Origin of the sequence: Xylanibacter ruminicola Ga6B6 (assembly GCF_000687715.1) — a bacterium.
Lineage (GTDB): Bacteria > Bacteroidota > Bacteroidia > Bacteroidales > Bacteroidaceae > Prevotella > Prevotella ruminicola_B.
In genome coordinates, this window is the sequence record NZ_JHXD01000012.1 from 17,537 (window position 1) to 30,348 (window position 12,812).

The 12,812-nt window shown below is 50.6% G+C and carries 10 protein-coding genes; all 10 read left to right on the forward strand.

Features of this window, described 5'->3' with window-relative positions; genetic code table 11:
- Position 1 precedes the first annotated feature (1 nt).
- The 10 genes from lpxA (at position 2) to T500_RS0108570 (ending at position 12,812) form a co-directional block, all read left to right on the forward strand.
- Positions 2-775 carry an acyl-ACP--UDP-N-acetylglucosamine O-acyltransferase gene (gene lpxA / locus T500_RS0108525; RefSeq protein ID WP_028907768.1) on the forward strand — a complete coding sequence of 258 codons (774 nt, stop codon included), beginning with the start codon at positions 2-4 and terminating at the stop codon, positions 773-775.
- Positions 762-1,682 (forward strand): tRNA (adenosine(37)-N6)-dimethylallyltransferase MiaA, encoded by a 921-nt coding sequence (gene miaA / locus T500_RS0108530; protein ID WP_028907769.1) that lies wholly within the window; start codon positions 762-764, stop codon positions 1,680-1,682. Before lpxA ends, miaA begins: the two co-directional genes overlap by 14 nt.
- Entirely contained in the window at positions 1,663-4,161 is a 2,499-nt protein-coding gene (locus tag T500_RS15590) for a transglycosylase domain-containing protein (protein ID WP_051611969.1), read from the forward strand. The genes miaA and T500_RS15590 overlap by 20 nt, the downstream gene beginning before the upstream one ends.
- Positions 4,161-5,984, forward strand: coding sequence for an ATP-dependent RecD-like DNA helicase (locus tag T500_RS0108540; protein ID WP_028907770.1), 1,824 nt, complete (start codon positions 4,161-4,163; stop codon positions 5,982-5,984). The genes T500_RS15590 and T500_RS0108540 overlap by 1 nt, the downstream gene beginning before the upstream one ends.
- 458 nt (positions 5,985-6,442) lie before the next feature.
- A complete protein-coding gene (rplU, locus tag T500_RS0108545; protein ID WP_013063597.1) occupies positions 6,443-6,760 on the forward strand; it encodes a 50S ribosomal protein L21 in 318 nt (105 codons plus the stop codon).
- 21 nt (positions 6,761-6,781) lie between these two features.
- Positions 6,782-7,045 (forward strand): 50S ribosomal protein L27, encoded by a 264-nt coding sequence (gene rpmA / locus T500_RS0108550; protein WP_013064241.1) that lies wholly within the window; start codon positions 6,782-6,784, stop codon positions 7,043-7,045.
- Positions 7,046-7,211: 166 nt separating this feature from the next.
- The gene (gene serS, locus T500_RS0108555; RefSeq protein WP_028907771.1) at positions 7,212-8,531 is read left to right on the forward strand and encodes a serine--tRNA ligase; all 1,320 of its coding nucleotides are present in this window, start codon (positions 7,212-7,214) and stop codon (positions 8,529-8,531) included.
- A 20-nt stretch (positions 8,532-8,551) separates the two neighbouring features.
- Positions 8,552-10,912: a bifunctional dihydroorotate dehydrogenase B NAD binding subunit/NADPH-dependent glutamate synthase gene (locus T500_RS0108560; protein WP_028907772.1), complete on the forward strand. Its 2,361-nt coding sequence runs from the start codon at positions 8,552-8,554 to the stop codon at positions 10,910-10,912.
- On the forward strand, positions 10,899-11,678 hold the full coding sequence (locus tag T500_RS0108565; protein WP_028907773.1) for a tRNA 2-thiocytidine biosynthesis TtcA family protein: 780 nt from the start codon (positions 10,899-10,901) through the stop codon (positions 11,676-11,678). Before T500_RS0108560 ends, T500_RS0108565 begins: the two co-directional genes overlap by 14 nt.
- Before the next feature lie 3 nt (positions 11,679-11,681).
- Positions 11,682-12,812 (forward strand): hypothetical protein, encoded by a 1,131-nt coding sequence (locus T500_RS0108570; protein ID WP_155267492.1) that lies wholly within the window; start codon positions 11,682-11,684, stop codon positions 12,810-12,812.

Here is a 12,812-nt window from a genome sequence, read left to right on the forward strand (position 1 = left end):
TATGGCAAATCAGATACATCCAATGGCTATTGTTGACCCAGAGGCAAAGCTGGGCGACAATAATATCATCGGCCCATTCTGCGTTATCGATAAGAACGTAGTTATTGGCGACAACAACAAGCTTTACAACAGTGTTACACTGCACTTCGGCACACGTCTGGGTAACAACAACGAGATCTTCCCAGGTGCATCAATCTCTACCAAGCCACAGGACCTGAAGTTCGTGGGCGAAGAGACCACCTGCGAGATTGGCGATAACAACTCTATCCGCGAAAACGTAACCATCAGTCGTGGTACTGCCTCGAAGGGTAAGACCACCGTAGGTAATGGTAACCTGCTGATGGAGAATATGCATATCGGACACGACTGTGAGATTGGTAACGGCTGTATCATCGGTAACTCAACCAAGTTTGCCGGCGAAGTAGTGGTTGACGACAACGCAATCATCTCGGCCTGCTGTCTGTTCCACCAGTTCCTGCACGTGGGTGGTTACATCATGTTCCAGGGTGGTAGCCGTACCAGTCAGGATATTCCTCCCTACGTCATCGCAGGTAAGGAGCCTATCCGCTATGCTGGCGTGAACCTGATCGGACTGCGCCGTCGTGGTTTCTCTAACGAGACCATCGAGGCCATCCACGATGCCTACCGTATCATCTACTCAAAGGGTGTGATGAAGGAAGGTGTGGCCGAGGCCCGTGCTAAGTACCCCGACTCTAAGGAGGTAGATTATATCTGCTCGTTTATCGAAAATTCGAAGAGAGGTGTCATCCGCTAAGACGCTTATCGTGATCACAGGGCCAACGGCCGTAGGCAAAACAGCCTTGTGTCTCGACATAGCCCAGCACTTTGGCATACCTATCATCAATGCCGATTCGAGGCAGATTTACAAGGAACTGAAGATTGGCACAGCCAGTCCCACTATCGAGCAAATGCGACGAGTGCCCCACTACTTCGTGGGTTCGCTCTCGCTGCACGATTACTACAGTGCTTCGCTCTTTGAACAACAGGTTCTGGAAATTCTGCAGCGCGAGTTTGAGCATAGCGACTATGCCCTGCTGACTGGCGGAAGTATGATGTATATTGATGCTGTGTGCAATGGTATCGACGACATACCGACAGTGGATGATGCAACCCGCGAATTGCTAAAATCCAGGTTATCTAGCGAAGGTCTAGAACCTCTAGTAGAAGAACTTAGAAGGCTTGACCCTGAGTACTACGAGATAGTTGACAAGCAGAACCCTCGCCGCGTGGTGCACGGACTGGAGATATGCCTGATGACAGGTAAGACCTACACCTCGTTCCGCAAACGTGAGAAAAAAGAACGTCCGTTCCGCATTGTAAAAATCGGACTGAACCGCGACCGCGAGGAACTGTACAACCGCATCAACCAACGCGTTGACCAGATGATGACCGACGGACTGCTGGACGAAGCACAACGTTTGTACCCGATGCGCCACATGAACGCACTCAACACGGTAGGTTATAAAGAGATGTTTGCCTATATCGATGGCACCTGGACACTGGAAGAGGCCGTTGAACGCATAAAGGGTAACACCAGGCGATACGCACGCAAACAATTAACATGGTATAAGAAAGATGAACAGATAAGGTGGTTTCACCCCGAAGAAATAGAACAAATTTATAGTTACATATCTCAAGACTATGAGCAACGAAACAACTGAAAAGATGATGGGCAGGCTGAATCTGGCTCTGCAGAAAATCAAAGGTTTCTGGCCTTGGTATAAAGGCTTGTATCAGGGACGTGCCTGGTACGTTAAGATACTGGTAGGCATTGCCTCGCTGGTAATAGCTTTCTTCCTGTATCTGGTAGCAGTCGATATCAACTTCCTGTGGCTGTTTGGTAAGAGCCCCTCGATGAGCACCATCAAGAACAAGCGCCCAGCCGAGGCTTCGATGATTTTCAGTGCCGATGGCAAACAGATTGGTAAGTTCTTTAGCGAGAACCGCACACCTGTAGGCTACGACGATGTTAACCCCGCCTTCTGGAAGGCCCTGATTGATACCGAAGATGAGCGTTTTTACACTCATCATGGCATTGATTATCAGGCTTTTGCAGCTGCCCTGAAGGATTACGCCCTGCATCACGATGCACGTGGCGCTTCAACCATCACACAGCAGTTGGCCAAGAACCTGTTCCGCACACGTTCGGAGTATTCTACAGGTTTGCTGGGTAACATCCCTGGCATCAAGATGCTCATCCTGAAGAGTAAGGAGTGGATTACAGCCTACAAGCTGGAATTCTTCTTTACCAAGAACGAGATTCTGACACAGTATGCCAATACCGTTGATTTCGGTTCGAACGCATTCGGCATCAAGACAGCCTGCAAGACTTATTTCGGTTGCTCGCCAAAGGAGCTTACTACCGAGAATGCTGCAGTGCTGGTAGGTATGCTGAAGGCTACCACTTATTATAACCCGCTGATTAACCCCAACAACTCGCTGAAGCGCCGTAACATTGTGCTCGACCTGATGCACCAGCACGGCGACCTGACCAAGCAGGAGTGCGACTCGCTGAAACAGTTGGAGATTAAGCTGGATTACAGCGTGGAGAATGCCTACGACGGCGAGGCAAACTACTTCCGTGAGGCTGTGGCCGACTTTATGAAGAGCTGGTGTACCGACTACTACGGCGAGAACAACAAATACGCCTACTACACCGAGGGTCTGAAGATTTACACCACACTCGACTCGCGCATGCAGAAGTATGCCGAAGAGGCTGCCGTTAAGCAGATGAAACAGGTGCAGAAGAGCTTTAACTCGCACTGGGGCAGCACAAACCCCTGGCAGGACGAGCGCCACATTGAGATTCCCCACTTTATCGAGGATCTGGCCAAGAAGACACCTTATTATAAATATCTGAGTCGTAAGTTCGAGGATAATCAGGATTCTATCGATTACTATCTGAACCTGCCTCATAAGGTACGCCTGTTCGACTACGACAGCGAGACCGGCTATATCGAGAAAGAGATTTCTACACTCGACTCGCTGCGCTATATGGAGCGCTTTATGCACTGCGGATTTGTGGCCATCGAGCCTCAGACCGGACATGTAAAGGCTTGGGTGGGCGACGTTGACTTCAAGACCTGGAAGTACGACAAGGTTACCGCTATGCGTCAGCCTGGTTCTACCTTCAAGCTGTTTGTTTACACCGAAGCCATGAATCAGGGTATCACCCCTTGTGACACCCGTAGAGACGAGTTCTTCTCGATGAAGGTGATGGATCACGGCGAGGAGGTGACATGGGCACCAACCAATGCCGACGGACGTTTCTCGAATGCCGACATCACCCTGAAGCAGGCTTTTGCCATGAGTATCAACTCGGTAGCCGTTCGCCTGGGCCAGGAGTGCGGTATCGACAATATCGTAAAAACGGCCCACGACATGGGTATCAAGAGCAAGCTCGACGCTACCCCAGCCCTGGCTCTGGGTTCGAGCGACGTAAACCTGCTGGAGATGGTAAGCGCCTACTGCACACCTTGTAACGATGGTGTACAGCACGATCCCGTACTGGTAAGCAAGATTGAGGACCGCGACGGTAACGTGATTTACGAGGCTCCCACACAAGGCAATCAGGCCATTCCTTATCGCAGTGCCTTCCTGGTACAACAGTTGCTGATGGGTGGTATGAGCGGTACCAGCTCACGCCTGAGAGGTTTTGTGGGCTACGACGTAACCGACACCGACTTTGGTGGTAAGACAGGTACATCAAACAACCACTCTGACGCCTGGTTTATCGGCACCACACCTAACCTGGTATGTGGCGCTTGGGTAGGCGGTGAGTATCGTTGCATCCACTTCCGTTCGGGTATGCTGGGTCAGGGTAACCGTACGGCACTGCCCATCTGTGGTTACTTCCTGGGTAGCTTGCTCAAGGATCCTGCCTTCCAGAAGTATCACGCTAAGTTTGGTGCATCAAAGGACAACTCGCTCACACAGAACATGTATGGTTGCGGCGGTTATCTGGCCATGCCTTCGGATTCTGACTCGATTGCAGTTGACTCGCTGCACGTTTCGGAGAGCGGCGAACTGATTGAGGTGCAGGGCGACGGCAGCATCAAGACCGGTGAGGCCGACCACGAGAACGCCAACACCACACCAACACCCAACAACAACGGCGAAGCTACTGAGAAAAAAGATTAATGCAAGCAGAACAGCAACTTGATTTGGACAACAAAGAGTGGCAAGACGCTCTCCAGATCATCAACTATACACGGCGCTCGCTTTTCCTAACCGGAAAAGCGGGCACTGGTAAATCTACCTTTCTGCGCTACGTTTCGAAGAACACCAAAAAGAAACATGTGATACTGGCACCTACCGGCATTGCGGCTATCAATGCTGGCGGTTCAACACTTCACAGCTTTTTCAAACTCCCCTTCCACCCGTTATTGCCCAACGATGTGCAGTACAGCTGGAAGAACCTGAAGAAAACCCTGAAATATAACGGCGCCCAGTGCAAACTGATACGCGAGGTGGAGCTGATTATCATCGACGAGATATCGATGGTGCGCGCCGATATCATCGACTTTATAGATAAGGTATTACGCGCGTACACGCGTAACCCCGAGCCGTTTGGTGGCAAACAGCTGTTGCTGGTGGGCGATATCTACCAGCTGGAGCCCGTGCTGAAGGACGACGATCGCCAGCTGTTGCAACCCTTCTACCCTTCGGCCTATTTCTTTAACGCCAAAGTATGGCAGACGATGCCGATTGTATCTATTGAGCTACGTAAGGTGTATCGCCAAACCGACGATAAGTTTATCGCCATCCTGGATCGCATCCGCAACAACACCGCTACCCAAGCCGATCTGCAATCACTAAACAGCAGAGTTGCAAATCCATCTAGTTTATCTAGTCCATCTAGTTTATCTAGCAATTCTAGTTTATCTAGCACTTCTAGCTCATCTGGCTCACCGCTCTCCATCACCCTCGCTGCCCGCAGGGATACCGTTGATTTTATTAACGACCAACAGTTGGATGCGCTGGAGGGCGAAGTGAGCATGTTTAAGGGTGAGATAAAAGGCAACTTCCCCGAGAGCTCGTTGCCCACCCCTATGGAGCTGCACCTGAAACCAGGCGCACAGATTATCTTTATCAAGAACGATAAGGAGAAGCGCTGGGTGAACGGCACGCTGGGCACCATCGAGTATATCGACGAGGAAAGCGGCGTGATTGGCGTGATGACCGAAGATAACGAGGAGTTCGACGTGGAGCGCGACATCTGGGAGAACATGCGCTACACCTTTAACGAGAAGGAACAGAAGATTGAAGAAGAGTTGCTGGGCACCTATACCCAGTTCCCCTTACGCTTGGCATGGGCCATTACTGTACACAAGAGTCAGGGTTTGACATTCTCGCAAATCTCCATCGACTTTGGTGGCGGTGGCGCCTTTGCAGGCGGACAAACTTATGTGGCCCTTTCGCGCTGTACATCGCTCGAAGGTATCACGCTGAAAGAACCCTTACGCCCCAGTGATATCTTTGTGCGCGCCGAGGTAGTCAGGTTTGCCAACCAGTACAACAACCAGCAGATTATCAACCAAGCCCTGCAGGAAGGTAAGGCCGACCGCGAGTACCACGATGCCGTAACCGCCTTTGACCGAGGCGATTTCAAGTCATTCCTCGACTCATTCTTCAAAGCCATCCACCTGCGCTACGATATCGAGAAGCCGCATATCCGTCGCTATATCCGCCAGAAACTGGAGATTATCAATCGCCAGAAACGCGAGATAGAACGTCTGAAGTCCGACCACGAAGCTGAGATAGCCTTACTGAAGAACGAACTGGAAGCCAAGCGCGAGATGCTGAAACGTCTGGCAGCCGAATACACCATCCTGGGGCGTGAGTGCGAGCATGAACACATGCCCGAAGCCGCCATCCGCAACTATCAGAAAGCACTCGAACTTTATCCCGATGCCGGCGACGCTCAACGCCGACTGAAAAAACTTCAGAAAAACAACAAATAAATCAACCCGCCTCTTTGTTCTAAATTCTAAAAACTTAACTATCAAAATACCCCCGTTTTGCAATCGATTACATATCAATTTTTGTTAATTTTGTTTAAATAGTAACTTTGTGTAGGCACACAGAGCCTATTCGTCAAAAAAAAACGCGAAAAAATTTGTGAGTTTCCAAAAAAAACCTTACCTTTGCCACCGTTATCCTGAAAACAATCTTTTTACCTTAGAAGACTAATACCTATTGAAGATATGGAGCGATCGCTTGAGAAAGTCATTGCTCTTTTTTTTGTACCTACCCAAATAGTTAAACTTTCATAAATCTTCGCCTTACTTTGACACTCAAAGTTCATAGTTCAAATAAAATTTGTACCTTTGCACCCCGTTAGAGTCCGTTGGGGCAGAGTTAAGTGTGTACGAACGTATGCCGCCTCGCGGAAAAACCCCTAAATACAAATAAAAGCAAAATGTACGCAATTGTAGAAATTCAGGGTCAGCAGTTCAAGGCCGAGCAGGGCAAGAAGCTCTTCGTGCACCACATCAAGGATGTTGAGGCAGGCAAGACTGTTGAATTTGACAAGGTACTGCTCGTAGATGCTGACGGTGCAGTAAAGGTAGGCGCTCCCACCGTAGACGGAGCAAAAGTAGTGTGTGAAGTAGTGAACCCACTCGTAAAGGGTGACAAGGTCATCGTTTTCAAGATGAAGCGTCGTAAGGACTATCGCGTTCGCAACGGTCATCGTGAGCAGTTCACAGAAGTAGTAATCAAGTCGGTAATCGCTTAAAAACGTAGGAGGAACAACATTATGGCACATAAAAAAGGTGTAGGTAGTTCTAAGAACGGTCGTGAGAGCGCAGCTCAGCGACTTGGCATCAAGATCTTCGGTGGTCAGCAGTGCGTTGCTGGTAACATCATCGTTCGCCAGCGTGGTACAAAGCACAATCCTGGTAACAACGTTGCCATCGGTAAGGACGACACTCTCTACGCTCTCGTAGATGGTACCGTAAACTTCCACAAGGGCAAGTACAACAAGAGCGTTGTATCAGTAATTCCAAACGCTGAGGCCTAAGAGAATTATTAAGAAACACTTATTCCAAACAAACAACAGGATCCCGCACTCCGCAAGGAGTAGCGGGATTTCTGCTTTTTTTCGCACATTTCTTTGGCTATTTAACCGATTATTTGTACCTTTGCGCCTTAGATAAAGAATATAAACTAATAAATACGTATTTAAGATGTTAACACTCAAACTCATCAATGAGGAAACAGAACGCGTAATTCGCGGATTGGAGAAGAAACACTTCGCCGGCGCCAAAGAGGCTATCGACAATGTACTGGCCGTTGACAAGCAGCGTCGCGAAGCTCAGCAGGAACTTGATAAATGTCTGAACGAGCAGAAGCAGCTCTCAGGACAGATAGGCCGACTGATGAAGGAAGGCAAGAAGGACGAGGCCGAGCAGGTAAAGGCTCAGGTAGCTCAGCTCAAAGAGAAATCAAAGGAGCTGGATGAGACCATGGCTAAGGCTCAGGAGGAGATGACCACTCTGCTGTGCCAGATTCCTAACATCCCTTACGACGAGGTGCCCGAGGGCCGCGTTGCTGAGGATAACCACGTAGTAAAGAGCAACCTGAAGGAGTGCACCGCTAACGACACCGTTGGCAACTGGGACGTTAACCCATCACTGGGTATCGCTAATCCCCTGCCCCACTGGGAGCTCGCCAAGAAATACAACCTCATCGACTTTGATCTGGGCGTAAAGATTACAGGTGCCGGATTCCCCGTTTATATCGGTAAGGGTGCCCGTCTGCAGCGTGCCCTCATCAACTTCTTCCTCGACGAGGCCCGCAAGAGCGGCTACACCGAGATCATGCCTCCTACAGTAGTTAACGCTGCTTCGGGTTACGGCACAGGTCAGCTGCCCGACAAGGAGGGACAGATGTACCACTGCGAGGTTGATGATTTCTACCTGATTCCAACAGCCGAGGTACCTGTTACCAACATCTATCGCGACGTGATTCTCGACGAGAAGGATCTGCCTATCAAGAACTGTGCTTACACAGAGTGCTTCCGTCGTGAGGCTGGCTCATACGGAAAGGACGTTCGCGGACTGAACCGTCTGCACGAGTTCTCGAAGATTGAGATTGTACGTATCGATAAGCCCGAGCACTCAAAGGAGAGCCACAAGGAGATGCTGGAGCACGTTGAGGGTCTGCTCAAGAAATTAGAGCTTCCCTATCGTATTCTGCTGCTTTGCGGTGGTGATCAGAGCTTTACAAGCGCTATCTGCTACGACTTCGAGGTTTACTCAGAGGCTCAGGGACGCTGGCTCGAGGTTTCGAGTGTATCTAACTTCGATACCTACCAGGCTAACCGCCTGAAGTGCCGCTACCGTAACAGCGAGACCAAGAAGACCGAGTTGTGTCACACACTGAACGGATCGGCTTTGGCCCTGCCTCGTATCGTGGCTGCCCTGCTGGAGAACAATCAGACCGAAAACGGTATCAAGATTCCAGCAGCACTCGTACCCTACATGGGTTGCGACATGATTGATTAATCAACAACTTACAAATACTTATGAACAAAATCGTTAGAAAAGAGCAGTTCTCCGAGAAAGTTTTTCTCTTCGAGATCGAAGCTCCACTGATTGCAAAGAGCCGTAAAGCCGGTAACTTTGTGATCGTGCGCGTAGGCAAGAAGGGTGAGCGCATGCCGCTTACCATCGCTGGCGCAGACATCGAAAAGGGAACCATCACACTGGTTGTACAGATGGTGGGACTCTCATCTAAGAAACTCTGTGCCCTGAATGTGGGCGACTATGTGACCGACGTGGTTGGTCCATTAGGTAACCCCACTAAGATTGAGAACTACGGTACTGTGGTTTGTGCAGGTGGTGGACTGGGCGTTGCTCCTATGCTGCCCATTATCCAGGCCCTGAAAGCTGCTGGTAACCGCGTGCTCTCGGTAATGGCAGGCCGTTCGAAAGACCTCATTATCCTTGAAGATAAGGTACGCGAGAGTTCTGACGAGGTAATTATTATGACCGATGATGGTAGCTACGGCGAAAAGGGCGTAGTAACCGTTGGTATTGAGAAGTTTATTGAACAGGAGCCACACGTTGACAAGGTTTTTGCCATCGGACCTCCAATCATGATGAAGTTCTCGAACCTCACAGCACAGAAGCACAACATTCCTTGCGAGGTATCGCTCAACACCATTATGGTGGATGGAACTGGTATGTGCGGTGCTTGCCGACTGACCATCGGAGGCAAAACAAAGTTCGTATGTATCGACGGTCCCGAGTTCGACGGTGCGCTGGTTGACTGGGACGAGATGTTTAAGCGTATGGGCACCTTTAAGCGCGAGGAGCAGGAGGAGCTGGCCCACTACGAGGAGCATCTGGATAGCATGAACGCTGAGGAGAAAGCCGAGGTTAAAGGTACAGACATCAAGATGGACAGCAATCCTACCAACGATCCTATCGAGGTGCTGACCGACCGAAACGCCGCCTGGCGCGATGAGCTCAGAAAGAGCATGAAACCCAAGGAGCGCACACAGATTGAGCGCGTTGTCATGCCCGAGCTCGACCCCGTTTACCGTGCTACCACACGTACCGAGGAAGTAAACATCGGTCTGACCAAGGAGATGGCTATGACTGAGGCTAAGCGCTGTCTCGACTGCGCCAAACCAACTTGTGTTGAGGGCTGTCCTGTAAACATCAATATCCCATCATTCATCAAGAACATCGAGCGCGGTCAGTTCCTGGCTGCAGCAAAGGTGCTGAAGAACACCTCTGCCCTGCCCGCTGTGTGTGGACGTGTTTGTCCTCAGGAGAAGCAGTGCGAGAGCAAGTGTATCCACCTGAAGATGAACGAGCCCGCTGTAGCCATCGGCTATCTGGAGCGTTTCGCTGCTGACTTTGAGCGCGAGAGCGGCAACATCAGCCTGCCCGAGATCGCACCAGCCAACGGTATGAAGATTGCCGTAGTAGGTTCTGGTCCTGCCGGACTTTCTTTTGCAGGCGACATGGTGAAGAAGGGCTACGATGTTTACGTGTTCGAAGCTCTGCACGAAATCGGCGGTGTGCTGAAGTATGGTATCCCCGAGTTCCGTCTGCCTAACAAGATTGTAGATGTAGAAATCGAGAATCTGGCCAAGATGGGCGTTCACTTCCAGACCGACGTGATTGTGGGTAAGACCATCAGCGTTGAGCAGCTTGAGGCTCAGGGCTTCAAGGGCATCTTCGTTGGTTCGGGAGCCGGACTGCCAAACTTCATGAATATCCCTGGCGAGAACAGTATCAACATCATGTCGTCAAACGAGTACCTTACTCGTGTGAACCTGATGGATGCTGCCAACCCCAAGACCGATACCCCACTGAACCCCGCCAAGAGCGTGCTGGTTGTTGGTGGTGGTAATACCGCTATGGACTCTTGTCGTACAGCCAAGCGTCTGGGTGCCGATGTAACATTGGTATATCGTCGCAGTGAGGTTGAAATGCCAGCCCGACTGGAAGAGGTGAAGCATGCTAAGGAAGAGGGCATTAAGTTCCTCACCCTGCATAATCCTATCGAGTATATTGCCGACGAGACGGGCGCCGTAAAGCAGGCCGTTCTGCAGGTAATGGAGCTGGGCGAACCCGATGCATCAGGTCGCCGCAGTCCTGTTCCCGTTGAGGGCAAGACCGTAACACTCGATGTTGATCAGGTGATTGTGGCCGTTGGCGTATCACCAAACCCACTGGTACCAAAGAGTATCGAGGGCTTGGAGCTGGGCCGCAAGAACACCATCGCTGTGAGCGAGGAGATGCAGTCATCTCGTGCTGAGATCTTCGCTGGTGGCGACATCGTGCGTGGTGGTGCAACAGTCATCCTCGCTATGGGTGATGGCCGTCGTGCTGCATTGAATATGGATAAGCATCTGCGTGGAGAAGCTTAATCTAGATAAAGAGAGCCATCGCCTCTGGCATCGCCTCAATGAGCGTTTTGTCAAGGCGATGGCTACTTATCATCTTATAGAAGATGATGACCACATACTCGTGGGCCTATCGGGCGGTAAGGATTCGCTCCTGTTGCTCGAAATGCTGGCCAAGCGTTCGCGCATCCAGCATCCACGATTCAAGGTAGAGGCCTTGCACGTTAGGATGGCCAACATCCATTACGAGACCGATACCAGCTACCTGCAGCAGTTCTGCGACAACCTGGGCGTAAAGCTCCACGTGCTAACAACAAGCTTCGAGGTTGACGCCACAGCCGAATCGGAACCTACCGATGCTGCCCGTCGCCGCAAGCAGAAAACGCCCTGTTTCCTGTGTTCATGGAACCGCCGCAAGCAAATGTTTAATCTGGCGCAGGAGTTAGGTTGCAACAAGATTGCATTAGGGCATCATCAGGACGACCTGCTGCATACGGCACTGATGAATCTCACCTTCCAAGGCAGATTCGACACCATGCCCGCCCTGCTGAAGATGCGCAAGATGCCACTCGCCATCATCCGTCCGCTGTGTATGATCGAGGAGAAAGACATCAAGCAGTACGCTGAGTTGCAGGGGTATCAGAAACAGCAGAAACTCTGTCCCTACGAGACTCACTCGCATCGCGCCGACATCAAGCACATCTACGATGCTATCGAGCTGATGAATCCAGAAGCCCGCTACAGCATGTGGAACGCGCTGAACGCTGACAACAAACTAATAGAAGAATAAGATATGAACCTGAGAAAAATTACGATACTCGCATTGGCCGTACTACTGTCGCTCCCGATGGCAGCACAAAAACGTAAACGTGTAAAGCCCAAAGCTAAACCCGTGCCTGTGATTGAAGAGCCACAGGAGGATCCACGCATCACCAACATGCGCGAGATGACGCAGCAAATCGTTATCATCGACAGTATCGTAACCGATAAGGAGCAGTTCTTGGCTTCTATCCGACTCTCGTCAGAATCGGGTAAGCTGATGCCTACGGGCACCTTCTTCAACAATCAGCAGCAAGGTTGCCTTTACATCAACGAGATGAGCAACAAGGTGTACTTCAGTCAGCCTGTCGACTCACTGCAGCAACTCTTCACATCCGACAAACTGGGTAACGAATGGAGTCGTCCGCAGCGCCTTACTGGTATCAGCGAGGGCATCAGCGAGACCTCCTACCCCTTTATGCTTGCCGATGGCGTAACCTTCTACTTTGCCGGAAAGGGCGAAGAGAGTATAGGTAACTACGACATCTTTGTGACGCGCTACGACTCACGTAGCGGTTCGTTCCTGAAGCCCGAGAATATCGGTATGCCTTTCAACTCTGAGGCCAACGACTACATGTACGCTATCGACGAAACCAACCGTATCGGTTACTTCGTCAGCGATCGTCGCCAGCCTGAGGGCAAGGTATGTATCTATATCTTCGTGCCATCCGAAACACGTAAGACTTACGACGGTACCGTGTATTCAGAAGAGCAGATTCGTCACCTGGCCGATATCACCAGCATTGCTGATACCTGGGGCGACGGCACAGAACGCAAGGCTGCCCTCGAGCGTATCAAACAGAAATACGCCGCTGGCACATCTGCCGAGACAACAAATAACAAAGGTAAAGCGGCAGTAAACTTCCTATCGAAAGAGGCAAAATCGCTCTACCCTGAGCTGGTGGAACAGCAGAGCAAGCTCGATACCGCCAACTCGCGCCTAGCCCAGCTGCGCCAACAATATCACGCAGCCAACAACAACGTCCGCAAAGTACTGAAGAACGAGATTCTGAAGCTTGAAGCCGAGGTTGTAGAGCTGAACGCCAACGTAAAACAGTTGGATAAAGCAATCCGTAATGCAGAAATTAAAAGTAAAATTCAATAA